Annotated in this window: 18 protein-coding genes; 8 read left to right on the top strand and 10 right to left on the bottom strand. The window is 67.3% G+C overall.

Annotated features, from left to right (window positions below; translation table 11 throughout):
- Nucleotides 1–181 precede the first annotated feature (181 nt).
- From AB0412_RS18645 to AB0412_RS18625, 5 genes are all read left to right on the top strand, one after another.
- Complete coding sequence (locus AB0412_RS18645; protein WP_366403650.1) at nt 182–484, top strand: WXG100 family type VII secretion target; 303 nt, start codon at nt 182–184, stop codon at nt 482–484.
- A gap of 100 nt (nt 485–584) precedes the next feature.
- The gene (locus AB0412_RS18640) at nt 585–911 is read left to right on the top strand and encodes a hypothetical protein (protein ID WP_366403649.1); all 327 of its coding nucleotides are present in this window, start codon (nt 585–587) and stop codon (nt 909–911) included.
- Between the two features lie 72 nt (nt 912–983).
- Nucleotides 984–2,321: a hypothetical protein gene (locus AB0412_RS18635; RefSeq protein WP_366403648.1), complete on the top strand. Its 1,338-nt coding sequence runs from the start codon at nt 984–986 to the stop codon at nt 2,319–2,321.
- Nucleotides 2,322–2,333: 12 nt separating this feature from the next.
- Nucleotides 2,334–2,984: a hypothetical protein gene (locus AB0412_RS18630; RefSeq protein ID WP_366403647.1), complete on the top strand. Its 651-nt coding sequence runs from the start codon at nt 2,334–2,336 to the stop codon at nt 2,982–2,984.
- 11 nt (nt 2,985–2,995) lie between these two features.
- On the top strand, nt 2,996–3,607 hold the full coding sequence (locus tag AB0412_RS18625; RefSeq protein WP_366403646.1) for a hypothetical protein: 612 nt from the start codon (nt 2,996–2,998) through the stop codon (nt 3,605–3,607).
- 53 nt (nt 3,608–3,660) lie between these two features.
- On the opposite strand, the gene AB0412_RS18620 is transcribed toward AB0412_RS18625, so the two are convergent.
- From AB0412_RS18620 to AB0412_RS18575, 10 genes are all read right to left on the bottom strand, one after another.
- Complete coding sequence (locus AB0412_RS18620; protein ID WP_366403645.1) at nt 3,661–4,242, bottom strand: hypothetical protein; 582 nt, start codon at nt 4,240–4,242, stop codon at nt 3,661–3,663.
- Nucleotides 4,239–4,886, bottom strand: coding sequence for a hypothetical protein (locus AB0412_RS18615; protein WP_366403644.1), 648 nt, complete (start codon nt 4,884–4,886; stop codon nt 4,239–4,241). Before AB0412_RS18615 ends, AB0412_RS18620 begins: the two co-directional genes overlap by 4 nt.
- Nucleotides 4,870–5,268 carry a hypothetical protein gene (locus AB0412_RS18610; protein ID WP_366403643.1) on the bottom strand — a complete coding sequence of 133 codons (399 nt, stop codon included), beginning with the start codon at nt 5,266–5,268 and terminating at the stop codon, nt 4,870–4,872. Before AB0412_RS18610 ends, AB0412_RS18615 begins: the two co-directional genes overlap by 17 nt.
- 26 nt (nt 5,269–5,294) lie before the next feature.
- Nucleotides 5,295–6,653: a hypothetical protein gene (locus AB0412_RS18605; RefSeq protein ID WP_366403642.1), complete on the bottom strand. Its 1,359-nt coding sequence runs from the start codon at nt 6,651–6,653 to the stop codon at nt 5,295–5,297.
- On the bottom strand, nt 6,650–6,952 hold the full coding sequence (locus AB0412_RS18600; RefSeq protein WP_366403641.1) for a hypothetical protein: 303 nt from the start codon (nt 6,950–6,952) through the stop codon (nt 6,650–6,652). The genes AB0412_RS18605 and AB0412_RS18600 overlap by 4 nt, the downstream gene beginning before the upstream one ends.
- 429 nt (nt 6,953–7,381) lie before the next feature.
- Nucleotides 7,382–8,344, bottom strand: coding sequence for a hypothetical protein (locus AB0412_RS18595; RefSeq protein ID WP_366403640.1), 963 nt, complete (start codon nt 8,342–8,344; stop codon nt 7,382–7,384).
- 34 nt (nt 8,345–8,378) lie between these two features.
- Nucleotides 8,379–9,416 (bottom strand): hypothetical protein, encoded by a 1,038-nt coding sequence (locus AB0412_RS18590; protein ID WP_366403639.1) that lies wholly within the window; start codon nt 9,414–9,416, stop codon nt 8,379–8,381.
- A 38-nt stretch (nt 9,417–9,454) separates the two neighbouring features.
- Nucleotides 9,455–10,126 carry a hypothetical protein gene (locus AB0412_RS18585; RefSeq protein WP_366403638.1) on the bottom strand — a complete coding sequence of 224 codons (672 nt, stop codon included), beginning with the start codon at nt 10,124–10,126 and terminating at the stop codon, nt 9,455–9,457.
- Between the two features lie 93 nt (nt 10,127–10,219).
- The gene (locus AB0412_RS18580) at nt 10,220–12,331 is read right to left on the bottom strand and encodes a hypothetical protein (protein WP_366403637.1); all 2,112 of its coding nucleotides are present in this window, start codon (nt 12,329–12,331) and stop codon (nt 10,220–10,222) included.
- Between the two features lie 5 nt (nt 12,332–12,336).
- Nucleotides 12,337–13,053, bottom strand: a complete 717-nt coding sequence (locus tag AB0412_RS18575; protein ID WP_366403636.1) for a hypothetical protein — start codon at nt 13,051–13,053, stop codon at nt 12,337–12,339.
- A gap of 479 nt (nt 13,054–13,532) precedes the next feature.
- Here AB0412_RS18575 and AB0412_RS18570 point away from each other — a divergent pair, with 479 nt between their 5' ends.
- From AB0412_RS18570 to AB0412_RS18560, 3 genes are read left to right on the top strand one after another with little or no spacing between them, the layout of a single operon-like run.
- The gene (locus AB0412_RS18570; RefSeq protein WP_366403635.1) at nt 13,533–14,258 is read left to right on the top strand and encodes a hypothetical protein; all 726 of its coding nucleotides are present in this window, start codon (nt 13,533–13,535) and stop codon (nt 14,256–14,258) included.
- Between the two features lie 19 nt (nt 14,259–14,277).
- Nucleotides 14,278–15,234 (top strand): hypothetical protein, encoded by a 957-nt coding sequence (locus AB0412_RS18565; RefSeq protein WP_366403634.1) that lies wholly within the window; start codon nt 14,278–14,280, stop codon nt 15,232–15,234.
- Nucleotides 15,231–16,538 (top strand): ATPase, T2SS/T4P/T4SS family, encoded by a 1,308-nt coding sequence (locus tag AB0412_RS18560; protein ID WP_260825585.1) that lies wholly within the window; start codon nt 15,231–15,233, stop codon nt 16,536–16,538. Before AB0412_RS18565 ends, AB0412_RS18560 begins: the two co-directional genes overlap by 4 nt.

Genomic DNA, 16,538 nt, shown 5'->3' with positions numbered 1-16,538 from the left:
CTTCACAGACGGGGATGTGGCACCAGAAGTCACCCCCGTAAGCTGCTGCCGCAAGAGCGGACGATCACACCGGCAGCCCCTGACGCCTCATGCGTCCCGGAGTGGGTGCGGATGGACCGATCGTTCCGCAAACGGGAGCCACGGGGGTTGGCCCTGCGGCGTTGCGAGAGGAAGCGGCTTCATGGCCAAGGACCTTGACATCACATATCAGGACATGCGGGAGGCGGCCAAGCATGTCGTCAAGGAGAAGGAGAAGCTCCAGGAGAAGCTGGACGGCCTCCGCAAGTACATCAACAACCTGGTCAACTCCGGCTATGTGACCAAGAGCTCCTCCAAGGCCTTCGACGAGAACTTCGACGAGTTCACCAACGGCGCGAAGAAGACGCTGGACGGCCTGGACGGCATGGGCGACTACCTGACCATGGCCGCGGACAAGTTCGAGCAGATCGACGACGAACTGGCGAAGCAGGCTCGGGGGAAGTAGCAGCGTCCGATGAGGGCGTACGGCGGTGGGGTGGGCCATGGACCCTGACCCACCCCACCGCCGGTGCTGAGCAAACGACAACGCGCAAAGCGGGGGCGTCATGGCCGGCGAGGGCGATCACACCCGGGCCGATCTCGATGTGATCAAAGAGATGGGTACTGGGCTCACCAAAGTCAAGAAGGCGTTCGAGGGCCTGGGGAAGCTCAGCGGGAAATACGGGGATGAGTTCGGGCACAGGGGCCTTGCCGATAAGTTCGAGGACTTCGCAGGAAACTGGGAGATCACTCGGGAAAAGCTGACCGGGGAAGTCGAGGCGTTGGCCAAGATCGCCAAAGAAGCAGCCAAGGCATACGAAGACATCGACCACCAGTTGGCCGAGGCCATTAGAAATGCACGGGACTCCGAGAATTCCCAGAGGGGGAAGTAGGCCATGCCCGGACGGCCCCGCGACTGGCACCCGCTCGCAGACAGCGATCCCGTACCCGGAGACCCGGACCAGGTGGCTGCGCTGGGTCGGCAGCTACGCAAGACGGCTGAAGAGCTGGAACGCCAGATCGGAAACCTCAAAGCCATTACCCGAGTCGATTCCTGGGACAGCAAGGCGGGCAAAGAGTTCCGAGAGAAGGCGAAGGGCAACGTAAAGAAGCTCGAAGCCGCACTCAAACGGTATGACACGGCGGCCAACGCCATCGGCACGAGCGTGACAGAGACCGGCGGCGGGTATCGGGACGGGTCTCAGGTCAAGCCCACGAACTACGCGAACGATCTGAACAGGGCGCAGGAGATAGCCGATGCCGCCCTGCGAGACGCGAAGGACGCCGAAGACCGTAAAGGCGCTGCTCAGCGGAGCTTGGACGGGCTCGCGGAAAAGGACCAGGGCGACAAGAAGAAGCTGGAGGAACAGCAGGAGGCTGCAGAGGGCGAGATCGCACGCGCGCGGGAGAAGATCGCTCAGGCACAGGACGTCCGGGACCAAGCGGCCAAGGCAGCCATCGAGGCCATCGACGCCGTCATCAAAGATGACTCGCTGAAAGACGATTTCTGGGACAAGTTCGACGACTGGGTCGATAAAATTGGCACGTGGGCGGAGCATTGGGCTACATATCTGGGAGTCGCAGCGCTTGCCATTGGCTGGATTCCGATCATCGGCCAGGCTCTGGCGGGCGTGTTGGGTGCATTGTCCACGATCCTGACGCTGGTGAGCACGGTCGCCACGGTCATCCAGGTCATCCGGGGCGACAAGGGGCTGAAGGACCTCGCGTTCTCCGTGCTGGGGCTTGCCATGATGGGGGTCGGAAAGGCCTTTTCCAAGATCGCCGGACGATATGTGCAGCGAGCCATGGCGTCCATGAACAAGGCGAACGCCGCCAAGACAGTTGCGCAGAGGCGGCGAGCGGTGAAAGCAGTGAACAAGGCTGCGGGATCCAGCGTGAGAGGATCCAGGGATAACCTCAAAAACAAGCTGGGCATGTTCAAGCTGGAGCCTGGCGAGTGGCGTAAGTCCATGATCGAGCCCTTCACCGAACCGTTCTCCAAGTCCACAGGTCAGAACTTCAGAACACTGATTCCCGGCCAGGGCAACTACCGAGAAACCTGGACTAAACTGGTCGTCCGAGGTGACGGAAACCTAGCGCTCGGCGCGGGGCGCTCCCTCTCGTTGGCGGATCCCGGTGTTGCCTCTGATCTGAAAGACATCAAGTTTGTGTCTCACGCAATGGATGACTTCGGGTCCGTCAACCGGATCTCTCGTAACGCCACGGGTCTCTCCATGGTTGGTGTGGGGGTGACGTCCGTTGGGATGGGGCTGGACAGTAACCTTAATCCGCTTCTGGAATGAGAGGACCCGCTGATGGCGGAAAATGCGGCAGATATGCCGATCGGCGACTATGAGACGCGCTTCGACTTTCAGTCCGGGTGGGTTGACCTGACGCTGGATCATCCGATTCAGGCCGAGGCGCTAGGGCTTGCCGGTGCTGTCGTGCGCCGGTTCAATCCGCTGGAGCGGAGCGTCAGTGAGCGTGACTTGTTGAACGATCTGGTCGACAGAGCACTGTTCCTCAACAAGGATGAACCGGACATTGCGGCCGCCTACTACACCCCGCGCGGGGTCGGACTCGCGGATCTGCGGGTGGATTCATACGCAGATGAAGACGCTCCTCGGCCGTCGCCGTCCGAAATGACGCCGCTCCTCCTGGACTGGTCGAATGCCAAGGTGGTTGGGGAACCGGACATCAGGTATCTCGACCTGGCTGCAGGGCCGGCTGTCCGGGTCCAAGCCATGTTGAAAGGAAGGCGCATCCTAGGATTCGGGTCCCAGTTGACCGAGTCCATCAAGTACGCGGTTTTCCCCCCGGACGTTCATTACGTCGTCGTTGTCAGTGTCACCTGGCGGAACATCGAGCATTCCGACGAACTCACTCGGCTGACCGACGAGTTGGTGTCGACCATGAGGCAAGTGCCGGTGGGTGTCGAGCGCCATCGCATGGACCCGGACGATTGAGTGGTGTGCCTGTGAAGACTCCTGAGGACTTCGCCTCGCCTCCTGCGGACTACAACCTCCTCGTCCCTGATGGTTGGTTTCAGATCCTGCTTGATCCGGAGGATCGAGATCGTTGCATCGTCGCCCTCGTAGATCTTCAGTTCAGAGGTGTGGACAATGCCCCGCATCTCAAGCGAGACCTGATGCGGGATCTGCAGGACAGAGCGAAGGCCGCGTACGGCTTGGGCGGTACGGAGTTCTACATCTCCCTGCTGACTGCAGGCCCTGTTCCCTTGGCCTCCTCGCTGCTCGTCAGCGTCACGGCCCTTGACGAGTGGCCTGCCTGCTCAGACGCGACGGAACTGGCCGAGCACATGAGCGAGGGGCACGTGAGGGGAGATGCGGAACTAGGCGTGACACGGCTGGAGGCAGCCGGTGACGCCGTGCGCGTCCGGCGCCGCTCTGCGCCTGATCCAGCGAAGCAGCTGGGCAACACGCTGCCGACCACGACACTCACTTACTACGTGCCGATCCCCGCAACCCAGCGGTGGCTGATGCTCAACTTCTCAACTCCGGTGGCCCCATTGGCCGACCAGATGGTACGCCTCTTCGACACGGTGGCTGGCACCTTGCACTGGACGTGACCGTGTAGCGAGAGGCAAATGCGTAAACCTGGCGCCGGGGTTGCGCGACGGTCTCACTCCGGGGCGCTCACCCAGAGGCTCCTTGCGAAATCGTCCACGATGTCGGAATAGACGGCCATCTTTCCAGGGTCGTTCCAGACCATGTAGAAGCAGAGGTCGACGCCGGACGCCTGGACACGCCAGCCGTATCGGACGGTGACCATGAGCTGCCCGTCCGGAGTGGACCAGTAGCGCGTGGACCGGAGTCCCTCGCCCAGGCGTTCCGTGGCGAACGGCTCGACTTCGACAGGACGGACTGCGCTCTCCGCGTCCGCTTGGACAATCTGCCGCAGAGTCGCCTCTCGGTCCCCCTCACTCTCGGCCATGAGGATGAAGGCCGGCACGGGGACCTCGTCGGGCAGTGGAATGAACAGGAACGCCTGATCGGCCGGAGCAAGCCCGGACAGGACTTCCGCAAAGGAATCCAACTGCTGGCGTATGGCCTTGATCCGTCGTCGCTTGGGCCTTTGCTCATGTGCGCTCAGAAGAGCGAGCGCGCACAGTTCTGCCCACTCCTCACGCTCTTCCTTGCTGTTCCAGCGCATATGGGTCGGAAACCATTGAAGCGTTTCCGAATCGGTTTCCACCAGAGTCATGCGTAGCTCCATCGGAAGGTGGTCATGACGGCGTCGAACAACTCGACCAGGATCTCGGCCATCTCGCTGTCCGGACGCCCGTCCGCAATCGTGCTGAAGGAGATGGTCAACCACTGCGGGACGGCCGAGCCGGGAATCTGCAGAAGGTATTCGACCCGCCGCGAGGGGTGCTCCACCTCGCGAGCCGTATCGGGCTGTGCCACGCCGTCCACACGAAACCCGGCGGCACCGTCGATCGTCACCTCCTCGCTCTGCGAGGCGTCCGGCCGCAACGAACTCAGGACCATTCCGGCGTCCATCCCCACGGCCGGGGCGGGCAGCGGCTCCGAGATGATGAACGAGGCCGGAAGAGCCACACCGTCGATGCGCTCCACGGGCAGGTGCAGATCCATCGCACGGGCCGCACGGGCCTGACGTGCCACCTTCTTCAGGCGCTTGATCAGTTCCAGACGAGCCTTGGTGAGGTCATCGCGCGGAATGTCGGCGGGCAACTCCCGCACGGAGCCGTCCACGATCCGCTTGATCGCCTCGCTCGTGCCCTGGCGCAGCGGAATCATGTCCCAGCCCGGCGGAGGGACGAGCGTGTAGCCCGTAGGTGCGTCCCTTGCGGTCTCGCCAGAGATGGATTCAGCGGTGCTGGACACATCGAGCCCTTTCCCAGATCGCGGAGCCGGCCACGAGGAGCGGCGTGATGAATGCGCCGAATACGCCCACCCAGTAGCTGGTCACAATGGCAGGGAGGACAAGCGTGAAGGAGATGCCCATGGCGTGTGTGAGGGCTGCTGGTCGGCGACTGGCGCGGGGGTGCTGAATGAAAATGACGAGCAGGGTTACGAGGGCGGCCGAGACCACGCCCCGCTGGAGCCAGACCCATGCCGAGCCGAACGACTTGGGCACGAGGAAAGCACCGCCGACGTACACAACGAGGTAGACAAAGGGGACCATGACGCACAGGCGCGCCAGCGCCACGACCCCACCCCCCAGCCGGTCGAGCAGAGAACCGGAGGCGTTGCCGGGTGTTGTCACGTGATTTCAACTCCCTTTGCTGGTTGTCACCACGAGGATCCGATCGGAGCTTTCCACGTGTTCTCTTTCCAGTCGTTGTAGCCTTCGCTCGACCACTTGTCGGGGATCGTCCCGCCCGTCGCCGTTGACGCGGCACTCCAGGCGTCACTCTGCCCGAAGATCTTGTCCGTCGCGTCGGCTCCGGCACCAGCGTAGATGGCGGCGAGAGAAATGCCGTATCCGGCCCGAGCCTTCGCGGTCTGGCCGACGGCAGCCTCCGGGAAAGCGGCCTTGTTCTTCGCGAACTGAGAGTAGATGCCGTGCAGCTCGCCGTCACCGAGATGGGCCCACTTGGCGGCGGCGCTCGACTCGGTGGCCTCCTTGGCGACGCGTCCCGCGTCAGCCGAGATCTTCTTGCGGGTGAAGGTCAAGAGGTCCTTGTAGAACTTCTTCGCCCCCTCGTCCGCGGTGTTCGCGATGGCTCGTTGCAGTGAATTCATCATCGACTTGTGAGCGCGCAACCCGGCCTTCAGGCCCGCCTGTCGGCCGGCCAGAGCGCCTGCCTTGGTGGCGGTGTTGGCGCCCTTGAGCATCGTCAGACCGGCCCGCCCCGCGCCCATCGTCAGCAGCCCGACGGAATCCATGGCCACTTCCATCCAGCTGGCCTCGCCGGCCGCCGCCAGCACCGCTCTGGAGCCCAGAATGATGCCACCGAGCACAAGAGCCAGAACATTCAAGCCGGGGACGAACAACGCGATGACGCCGATGATCGTGGCTGCCCATCCCAAGGCATCCAATACGATCTTGATCGTCTTGATGTTGTCGTGGATCCAGCCCTTCAGGTCGTCCCACCAGCTGTCCTCGATGGCGTCATCGAGCTCGTCGCGGATCTTGTCCGCGTGGTGGCGGGCCCGTTCGTCCCGGTCGCCCTTGATGCGCTCGAGCTGAGCTCGGAACTTGTGCAACGGGTCGCCGTCGGTGCCGCTGGGGGAGGGGGCGGGCGTTTTGGATTCCCCCTCGCCGGACTCGTTCTTGGCCTTCTCTGCTTCGAGGTGCTCCTGCTCCTTCTTGGCATTGGCCAGCACCTTGTCGGCCTCGGACTGGAAGTCTTCAAGGTCGTTCGCCCAGTTGGTCAGGTGGCCGTGGACTCGTTCATAGCGGCTTGCCACCTGATCCAGGCGCTTCTGGAGGCCTTCGCCCTCCTCCTTGAGCTTTGTGGCGTACTTGCCCTTGAGCTCGTTGTCCTCGCCGATGCCGCGCAGCAGCCTGGCCTGTTCGCGCAGCGAACTGGCCACGGACTTCATGTGCTTGACCTCGTCGCGTATCTCCTCCGGATCGCCCGGTACCGGGTCGGACTCGGCGAGCGGGTGCCAGTCGCGGGGGCGAGGCTTGGACGACGGCGTCACTTCTTCCTCGCCTTGCGGAGTTCCTCGGCCAACTGCTTGTCGGCGCCGGAGAACCCGTCGATGGTGGACTTCACCAGTTCTCCCACTGCCTTGACATTGTCGATCAGTTTGCCGCGGTGGTCGTCCCAGTTGTCGACGAATTTGCCCATGGCGTCGGCTATCTCACCGCTTCCCCAATAGGGGTGCATGTCGTCCTTACGGTTGTTGAGGTCCTTCAACTCCTTGTGGATGCTTTTCAGTCGGGATTCCGACTCCACCAGGAGATCGACGTTGACGATGAGGTCCGAGTCGCCGGCCATGCTGTCCTTGGGGCTTTCTGGTCCAGTGCTGAGAGTCGTATGTGCTGTGCGGCTGCGCCTGTCGTCGCCGGGGTGTCAGAGCGATTGACCGACTCCTGCGCTCTCGTCGTCGGCCTCGGGGGCCCCGTGCACGCCTCCGCCCACCGTCAGAAGCACAGCCGCAGTTCCGGCGAACGCGGCAGCAACGGGCAAAGAGCGGCGCATCACAGTGACTCCCCGTGAGACAGAAGTGCAGGCAAGGGCATTGACGGTATCGGTGTGGTTCATGGTTTCGCCAGGGCGAAGTTCTCTGCGAATGGGATGATCCCGGCGTATGGGGATTGGTCGGCTGGGTTGTGTCCCGCCCTGTCTCGGCACGCACCCCGCGCTCAGGCGCCTGCACTCGGTCTGCCGCGGGACTTGGGCGTGCGCATGTGAAGTTCGAGCGCTTCAGCCGAAGCCGTCCTTCGGCAGCTCCAGCGTCCGGAACTCCACCCACCGGCCCAGCCTCTCGCTTCGGCCTGCCAGTGCGAACAGGGCGAGCGGAGCACCGAGGCCCAGCAGGGCCATCGTCCACGTCGGCAGGATCCAGCCCAGTTGGGTCACGCACAGGCAGCAGAGCAGGAGGGCGGTCGCCGTGCGGGCCAGGGACGCGGCGAACGCCGTGGTCGCGGCGCGGGCGTCAGGGGTGCGCTGGAGGCGGGCGGTGATCAGCATGCCCAGCGCGGCGCCTGCGTGGAAGCCCCACAGGAGGCCGCCCGGGAAGAACATCGCGGCGGCACCGGTACGGGGGAAGTGGAAGTTCAGGCCGATCAGCATGCCGACGAAGGCTCCGTTGAAGGACCAGGTGAGCAGAGCCACCGTTGCGAGGTGGCCGCGGATCTGGGCGCTCAGGGTGTCGCCGTGCTCGCCGGGCACCGGCCGGAACACCGCGCCCGAGCAGGCCGCTCCCACCGGAGTCGCCAATGCCAGTCCGGCCAACGCGCCCAGCAGTCCGCCGCTCTTGCCGGGGCCGCCGTGCGAGGGGAAGAGGTCCTGTACCTGCCAGATGGCGACCGTCACGAGCAGGACGTACAGCCAGTAGCCGGCCAGCAGGACCCACCCCGCCCTGATCCGCGCCCCGCGCAGCAGCGCCACGGGGGTCTGCAGCAGGCCGCCGATGGGCACAGCGAGCACGGCCCAGAGGGCGAGCACGCCTTCGGCGCCGCGTCCCTCGGCGCGGACCTTCTCGTAGAGGGCCGGTGACGCGGGCAGACCGAAGGACTCGGGGGTGAGGGCGAGGGCCAGGGTGAGAGCCAGTGAGACGACTCCGGCTGCCGTGCCCGCGGTGATCCGTAGCGCCTTGACCGTCTTGACTCGCTCCTCGGACGGCTCGGGGCGGGGATGGGACCTTGTCTGGCCGCTGACTCGCATGCTCCTGCTGCCTCCTTGGGTAGCTCAACTCCCGTCAGCGGTTGACGGCCTGGATCTCCTGGACGGTCACAGCCTGGTCGTTGCCGAATGTTCCGTCGGGCAGGTCGCCGCCGGCGCCGCCTGTGCCTTCCCAGGTGATGTCCCACGTGATGGTGGCCTGGAGTTTGAAGGTGCCGTCGCCGGAGGAGCGGAGGTACTTGATGCCGCAGGGTGGGGTCAGGTCGGGCTTGCCCCTGGCGTAGGGCTCGCCGATGGAGCCGTCGGCGTTGATGACGCACTCGCCGGAGGCCGGGTAGGTCTCGGCGTCCTCGGTGCCCGGTTCCAGCTTGAGGGAGACCGGCTTGGCCGTGGTCGTCGACTGGAGGTTGAAGCCGGGGACGTCGATCGCCGCCGTGGCCTGGACCTCGTCGAAGACGGCCTTGTCGAGCCAGGCCCACGTCGGCAGGTTCACCTTCGTGGCGGCCTGCGGCGCGAGGGTGACCTTGGTGTCCGGCAGCTGCATGTGCTGGTAGGCGAGGGCCGCGAGGATCTCGGGCGTGATGGCCTCCTCGTACTGGGGCGGCGGGGCCTCGCCGTTGGGCACCCAGAAGGGGAGGTCGTTGCACGAGCTTCGCTTCAGCGGGTCGGGCTCGTCGGGGTTCTCCACGGCCGCCCAGAACATCCCCTTGCCGTCGTTCTCGACGTTGTAGTCCTTGTAGCCGGGGGTGTCGGTCCAGCCGTACTCGTCCTCGTAGTGGCGCTGCAGTTCGGTCAGTGCCGCGCCCGCGTGGCCGCCCATGCCGGGGGCGTTCAACTGGCTCTCGATGTCCTGGGACATCTTCTTCTTGAAGTCCTTGGCGCCGAGATACGGGGCGTACCAGCAGGGTGGAGGCGTCCAGTTGACGTCGGTGGACGTCACGTTGCCGGTGCCGCCGTTCTTGGCGACGGATCCGGAGTACTGGATGCGGGCGGCGGCGTAGATGCCGGTTTCGTCCCCTCCGCCGGTCTCTTCTGTACTGGCTCCCTTGCCAGAGCCCACGGGCTTCGCCGCATAGGCGGCCTCCGGGAGGGCGACTGGGACGAGGGCCAACATCAGTGCCGCGGCACTGAGGCGTATGCGCCGTGATCGGCTCACTGGCACTTCGCCGCCTTGGTCTCGACGAACACCTTGGATGCCTGCCACAGCCCCTCACCTGCCGGGTGCTTCACCATGATGATCTTGAAGTGGTCGAAGTCCTCAATGCTGGGCTCGGTCTTGAGGATCTTGTCGGTCTTGAGTTCCTTGCCGTAGAACTTGCCTGCGTCCGCACAGAACGCGACTTCCACCGAATTGCCGTTCGCCGCGGACCTCGTGGTGGCGTCGTAATGGCGCAGGGTGCCGGTGGCGGTCCAGCCACCCTTGATCCACTCGTTGATCTGCACCTTCGCGTAATGCATCCCCTCGCCCGTGGCGTACGCCGTCACCGCCGCGTCCTTGGTCGTCCCTTTGTCGACGCCCCGGTAGATGGCCCGGAGGAAGTTCGCCGCGTCGTCCATCGCCGCAGCCTCGTTCTTGTCCTCCGGCTTGTCCCAGTCGAAGACCAGGTTCATGTCCTTCGGCAGGGACACGTCCACGCCGTCCGGCTTGTCCTCCGCCGGTGCCGCGGACGGGTTCGCCGACTCCTTCGGTGTCTCCGCGCCCTGGTCGGCGCCGGCGATCTTGTCGTTGTCGCCGGCCTTCTCCTCTCCGCCTCCGCAGGCGGTCAGCAGGAGGGCTGTTGTCGCGGCACATGCGACAGCAACGGGCAAAGTTCGGCGCTTCACAGTGGCTCCCCGTGGGACAGTTGTGCAGTCAAGGGCAATGACGGTACTGGTGTGGTTCCTGGTTTCGCCACAGCGAACATCACTCCTGGGTGCTCAGCCGACACGCGCTACCCGGCGCCGGACCATGGCCACCAGCCCGTCAAATCCGCTGTACAGCGACGCCAGAAGGCCGTTCGCAGCCTCGTCGTAGCGGACGCGGACACGCTGCGCGGTGCCGGGCAGGGTCAGGAATCGCTTGTGCAGGTCGCCCGGCGTGAGCGTCGCCGCGATGCCGCAGGGTTGGCAGAGCGGGAGCAGGCGTCTGCTGTAGCCCGCGGCGGTCATACGGACGTGATGACGGGCGACGGCCGCGCCGTGCAGGGGGTTCACGGCGCAGCAGCGTGCGTCGGAGTCGCCCTCGAGGGCCGCCCGTGCCGCGCGGGCGAGGACCACGATCGCCAGCAGGCGGGCCGGGTCCAGGGAGGGGTCTGGCAGGTCGGCGGACCTGTCGTCGCCCGCCAGGGACTTCGCCGCCTCGTAGCGATCACGGGCGGTACGGGATCCGGCGTGCGACGACGGGGCCGCCCCGGAGTCGTCGTCCGCCCCTGACGTCCGCTCGAAGGCCGCCGCCGTCGCTCGCAGTTCCGCCCGTGCGGCGCGGCGCAGATATGCCGCTGACGGTGCCTTCGGCGCTGACTCGGGCGAGCCCGGGCCCGGTGTCCAGCCGATGCGTCGGCCTGCCCTGGCCACGGCTGTCCACACCCCGGACACCATGATGAGCAGCAGCAGCGCCACCAGGGCGCCGACCACCAGGCCCGGCCAGAAGTCGGTGGCGAAGAGCGGTGGGAGGGCGTGCTCCTGGGCTGGGGCGGGCGCGGACGCCGGTGTGCCGCTGTCGTGCGGTTCCTCGGTGCGGGGCATCTCGTCGAGGAACGTCATCAAGGCGTCGAGGCGTTCGCCGAGGAGGTGGTCCTCGGCCTCGTCCGCCTTCGCGGATCCGTACGCGATCGATTCGGGAAGGTCGAGGAGGAGCTCGTAACTGTCCAGGCGCAGGCCGTGGTTGAAGACGTCGATGTAGCCGCTCAGCGGGTCCGCGGCGACATACACCCCGTCCTTCTTCAGCTTGGCGTGGACGGCCGCGGCGAACCGTTCCCCGTCACCGGCGGACTCGTCCTCCGGCATGTGCGGAACCAGAGTGACGTGGACCGGGCCGCCGCCCTCCGACCGGGCGAATCGGTCGATACGGTCGTGCAGGCGGGCGACTTGGGACGCGCTGAGCCTCTGCGGGCTCTCCGGGTCCTGGTAGACCGGGTCCTCGGCCAAGCCCGCCGCGACGCGTTCGACGCGGGCGGACATGTCCTGCGGGGACGGCGTGGGAGCAGCGCTGCTGCGGGTCTGGTCGAAGACCAGGGGAGCGGCGCCGGCGATCGCCGCGCCCGCGAACAGGGCGACGGCGGGCACCACCAGACGACGCCGCAGAGGGGTGCCGGCGGTGGACTTCTTCTTGTCGCGCGCCCGTGGCGGGCCGCGTCGGCGGCGGCGTATGTACGGCGCCAGCAGCAGGATCGACAGCGGTACGCCGGTGACGGCTATGCCCGTGAGGAACGACTGGTTGCGGCGGTCCGCGGGGCCGATGTACAGCTCCTCGGGGCCGCCGTCCTCCCCGTACGACTCACTCGCCGCCGTGGCCAGTCTCCCGGCGTCCTCGGGGTCCATGGTGGCGACCTCGACGAAGCGCTCGAAGGCGCGCAACGGTCCTGCGTCGACCGGGAGTTCGTAGCGCGCGACCGTCGCGGCGGCCTCCGCCGGGACGTGCACGCCGTGGGCCCGGGCCTCCGCGACCTCCGACTCGTCGATCAGCACGTACAGCCCGTCGCGGCCCAGCCGCTCGTGCACCTCGTCCAGCAGGCCGTCCCGGTGCACGGTCTGGCTCGGCAGGACCAGGACGTACGTCGGGACACCGGTGCGCTCGGCCAGGCGGGCGAAGTCGTCGGCGAGGGACCGCGGGACCTCGCGGGGGAGCTGGTCGGTGACGTGGACCGGGTGGGCGCGGAGGCGGTCGGCGAGGTACGCGGCCTGGGTCTGCGCCTGCGGGCGTGGCTGCGGCGCTGCCTGTGCCCGCGGTGCGGCGGTGGTCAGTACGGCCATGACGGCGATGAAGGCGGACAAGCGCAGAAGCAGGCGGACGGTCCTGGCGCCGATGCCGCTGGACACTGCGGACGTCACGGTCGTCACCCCAGCTTCGCGTTCTGCGCCTTCACCACCGCCGCCGGCAGCTCGGCGTCGCTCGGCTTGGCCTGCGCGATGTCCACGCCGTTGACGGAGAAGTAGACGCCGAGGACGTCCGCCTTGCGGACCACCTGGGTGTGCAGGGTGTGCGAGGCACCGCGGAAGGTCATCGTCGCCTTGAAGCCGAGGGTCTCGTCACCGGCCGGGCCGACCTCCTCCTCGGTGACGGAGTCGTACGCGCTCGTGCCGCCGCTCGCCTTCGCCGTGAAGCCGTCGCCGCAGGCAGCCACGGCCTTCCTCACCTCGGCCAGAGTGGGCTGAGCGGCCCCGGCCTCGTAGGCGGTCAGGGTGATGTATGTGTGCGCGTCGTTGAGGCCCTTCGACAGCACCCGAGTGAGGTCCGCCGTGGGATCCCCCAGGGGGAGCTGGTTCATGGCGTACGCCAGGGGAGCGCAGGCCGGTTCGTCGACCTTGACCTCTTCCGGCGACTTGGCGAACACGAACTCGTCGCTGGGCTCGTCCACCGAGAACCCGTCGACGTCGGCCTGCCGCACCATCAGCTTGGCCAACTGCTGCTCCGGAGTGACCTGCTGGGCCTGAGACGTGGCCGGCCTCGGCTCGCCGGTCGAGTTGTCCGCCTCCTTGTCGCCGCCGCACGCCGTGAGCGTGGAGACGGCGAGGAGGGACAGGGCGGAGGCGGTCAGCGCGGTGCGCTTCATGTGGGGGGCTCCTCGGGGGGGCTTGCTTACGGGCCTGCTGCGGCGTCCCGTCACCGGTCCGGGCGAAGATCATGGCATGGGCAGTCCGACCCCTCGTGAGTGAATCGTGCAGGGCTCATGGGCGAGGCGTGACGAATCGGGTGGGCGGGGTGAGGGGCGGAGTGCGTTGGCGGTTCGCTCGCGCACAGGGCCTGACGTGGGGGTCTGCTCAGTCGTCAACGCCGTTTCGAGGGGCCGAAGTTGCAGGTGGGTAACAGCGTGCCGTGTGGTGTTCATGACGTCGGACGCGCCTTGAGGGGCGTATGAGCGGCTGATACGGTGCGAGGGCTTGACACTCACCTCAGCGTTGGCTATCCGCCCAGGTCGGGAGGGTACGTCCGGCGCGTCCCGCATGTCTGCGCGCGAGTGGACGCGGGCGAAGTGTCCGAATTTTCTGAGAACTTGGCAGACATCGTCTTGGGTGTACGGGGAGCGGTTGCGTGAAGATCCAAGAGCGTACGGGGGCGGGCGCCGGTCGTTCCGCCGCTCCGGCTCAGCCGTCGGTCGGTGACCGGCTTCCCACGCCGCCTCGCGAGCGCAAACCCGCGCTGGCCGCACTGGCCGTGCTGCTGATCCTGGTGGGCGCGCTCGGCGCGACGATGCTGGTGCTGCAGGCCGGCGACCGGATCGAGGTCGTGAAGGTCAAGAACGAGATCCAGGCCGGCGAGTCCGTCACCGACAGCGACGTGACGTCGGTGATGGTGGCCGAGGACGCGAGCATCAACTACATCCAGTGGTCCCAGCTGGACGCCCTCAAGTCCCTCAAGGCCAAGACGACCATCTACGCCGACACGGTCCTGCAGGGCCAGATGTTCGCCGAGAAGAGCAGCCTGCCCGCCGGCAAGGCCTCGGTCGGTCTCGCGCTCAAGGAGGGCCAGTACCCGGGGGACATCAAGCCCGGTGACCTCGTGGCGGCCTACCGCGTCGGCGGTACGAGCGCGGGCTCCGACGACTCGGACGCCGCCGGCTCCGGCGCGACCGGCTCGTCCTCCGGCGGCGCCCTGGTCGACAAGGCCCGGGTGAACACCGTCAAGGAGGACGGTGACGCCACCGTGAGCACCGGCAGCAAGACGCTCACCCTCCTCGTCGACCAGACCGACGCGGCCGCGCTCGCCTCGGCGGCAGCCGCGGGTGAGGTCGCCATCGTGCACGTCCCCGGCAACTGAAGAAGGCGGCACCCCACCCATGGCCCTCATCGCCCTCGCCGCCGACAAGGGTTCCCCCGGCGTCACCACCGCGGCCGTCGCCCTCGCGGCGGTCTGGCCGCGGCGCGTGCTGCTCGCCGAGACGGACCCGGCGGGCGGTGACCTCGTCTACCGCAGTGCCGCCGCGCACGGCGGGCCGCTCAACCCCAACACCGGCATGCTGTCCATCGCGGCCACCGCGCGCCGCGGCCTCGTGCCCGATCAACTCTGGGACCACGTCCAGCCGTTGAGCGGCGGACTCGAAGTGCTCGTCGGCCTCGGCATCTCCGAGCAGGCCGCCGGGCTCGCCGGGCTGTGGCCCACCCTCGGCCGTGCCTTCGCCTCGCTCGCCGACTCCCCGCACGCGCCCGCCGACGTCATCGCCGACTGCGGACGCATCAGCGGGGACACCCCGGCCGTCGAGCTCTTCCCGCACGCCGCCCTCGTGCTGCTCATCTCGCGCACCGAGCCCGAGGCGCTCGCCCGCGTCCGGGACCGCGCCGCCGCCCTCGCCACCAAGCTGCACGGCGGACCGCGCGGTGCCGCCAACCTCGGCAACCCGGCGATCGGCGTCGTCCTCATCGCCGACACCGGCAACGCCGCCAAGCTGGCCTCCCAGGTCAACGACATGCTCGTGCACGCCCAGACCGGCGCCCGTGTGGTCGGCACCCTCGCCGACGACCCGGCCGGCGCCGAGCAGCTGGCGGGCCGCAGGCGCGGGCGGCTCGACAAGTCGCTGCTGATCCGCTCCGCCCGCAAGGTGACTGCCGACCTGTACCAGCAGTACGGCGCCGCCTGGACCGCCTCCGCCAACGCCCAGCACCACCAGCAGGCCCAGGCTCAGCCCGCCCAGCCTCAGCAAGGCCGGCACGCCCAGCAGTACCAGGCCCAGAACCCCCAGGCCGCCCACCCGCACGGCGGCGGCCCCGTCACCGGCCACGCCGGAGCCGGCCGATGACCGCTGTCGACCACCAGCTGGTCAAGCGGTTCCGTCAGGACGCCGGCGACCGGATCGCCGAACAGCGCCGCCTCGACCAGGTCAACGGCGTCACGCCGATGTCCACCGAGGACGAGCGGCAGTACGCCCGTGCCGTCATAGCCCAGATACTGGAGGAGTACGCCCGCGCCGAGATCAACGCGGGCCGTACGCCGCTGGACGCGGAGACCGAGGAGCAGTACGCGGCCGCCGTGCACGCCGCCCTCTTCGGCGTCGGCCGGCTCCAGCCGCTGCTCGACGACCCCGAGGTCGAGAACATCGACATCAACGGCTGCGACCAGGTATTCGTCGGCTACTCCGACGGCCGCGAGGTGCGCGGTGAGCCCGTCGCCGAGACCGACGAGGAGCTCATCGAGCTCATCCAGGTGCTGGGCGCGTACTCGGGTCTGTCGTCCCGTCCCTTCGACTCCGCCAACCCCCAGCTCGACCTTCGGCTCCCGGACGGCTCGCGACTGTCCGCCGTGATGGACGTGGCGCGCCGGCCCGCGCTGTCCATCCGCCGGGCGCGCATGGGCAAGGTCTTCATCTCCGACCTCGTCGGCAACGGCACCCTGACCCCCGAGCTCGGCCACTTCCTGGCCTGCGCGGTCCGCGCCCGCAAGAACATCATGATCGCGGGCGCCACCAACGCCGGTAAGACGACGCTGCTGCGCGCCCTCGCCAACGAGATCCCGCCGCACGAGCGGCTCATCACCGTCGAACGTGCCCTGGAGCTTGGGCTCGACCAGTTCCCCGAACTGCACCCGAACGTCGTCGCGTTCGAGGAGCGGCTGCCCAACTCCGAGGGGCAGGGCGCCATTTCGATGGCGGAACTCGTCCGCCGCAGCCTCCGTATGAACCCCTCCCGCGTCATCGTCGGCGAGGTGCTCGGTGACGAGATCGTGACGATGCTGAACGCGATGTCCCAGGGCAACGACGGCTCGCTGTCCACGATCCACGCCAACAGCTCCAGCGAGGTGTTCAACCGCATCTCCACCTACGCCCTGCAGGCGAGCGAACGGCTGCCGATCGAGGCCAGCCAGATGCTGATCGCGGGCGCGGTGAACTTCGTCGTCTTCATCCAGCGGCGCAACGACTTCCAGAACGGCGGCCGGCTCCAGCGCATGGTCACCTCCGTCCGCGAGGTCAACGGCGTCGACGGACGCGTGCTGTCCAGCGAGGTGTTCGCGGAGACTCCCGACGGCCGGGTCGTGCCGCACGCCCCCCTAGCCTGCCTGGAGGAACTGATGGCACACGGCTACCGGCCCAGCGGAACGTGGGGGTGA

Source organism: Streptomyces sp. NPDC052012 (assembly GCF_040689265.1).
GTDB lineage: Bacteria > Actinomycetota > Actinomycetes > Streptomycetales > Streptomycetaceae > Streptomyces.
This window is presented reverse-complemented; position numbering and strand designations above follow the sequence as displayed.

Excerpts from the sequence above, each read along its gene's own strand:
- AB0412_RS18620 (WP_366403645.1), bottom strand. The coding sequence starts at position 4,242 with ATGACTCTGGTGGAAACCGATTCGGAAACGCTTCAATGGTTTCCGACC.
- AB0412_RS18630 (WP_366403647.1), top strand. The coding sequence starts at position 2,334 with ATGGCGGAAAATGCGGCAGATATGCCGATCGGCGACTATGAGACGCGC.
- AB0412_RS18640 (WP_366403649.1), top strand. The coding sequence starts at position 585 with ATGGCCGGCGAGGGCGATCACACCCGGGCCGATCTCGATGTGATCAAA.
- AB0412_RS18600 (WP_366403641.1), bottom strand. The coding sequence starts at position 6,952 with ATGGCCGGCGACTCGGACCTCATCGTCAACGTCGATCTCCTGGTGGAG.
- AB0412_RS18590 (WP_366403639.1), bottom strand. The coding sequence starts at position 9,416 with ATGTTGGCCCTCGTCCCAGTCGCCCTCCCGGAGGCCGCCTATGCGGCG.
- AB0412_RS18595 (WP_366403640.1), bottom strand. The coding sequence starts at position 8,344 with ATGCGAGTCAGCGGCCAGACAAGGTCCCATCCCCGCCCCGAGCCGTCC.
- AB0412_RS18575 (WP_366403636.1), bottom strand. The coding sequence starts at position 13,053 with ATGAAGCGCACCGCGCTGACCGCCTCCGCCCTGTCCCTCCTCGCCGTC.
- AB0412_RS18560 (WP_260825585.1), top strand. The coding sequence starts at position 15,231 with ATGACCGCTGTCGACCACCAGCTGGTCAAGCGGTTCCGTCAGGACGCC.
- AB0412_RS18565 (WP_366403634.1), top strand. The coding sequence starts at position 14,278 with ATGGCCCTCATCGCCCTCGCCGCCGACAAGGGTTCCCCCGGCGTCACC.
- AB0412_RS18645 (WP_366403650.1), top strand. The coding sequence starts at position 182 with ATGGCCAAGGACCTTGACATCACATATCAGGACATGCGGGAGGCGGCC.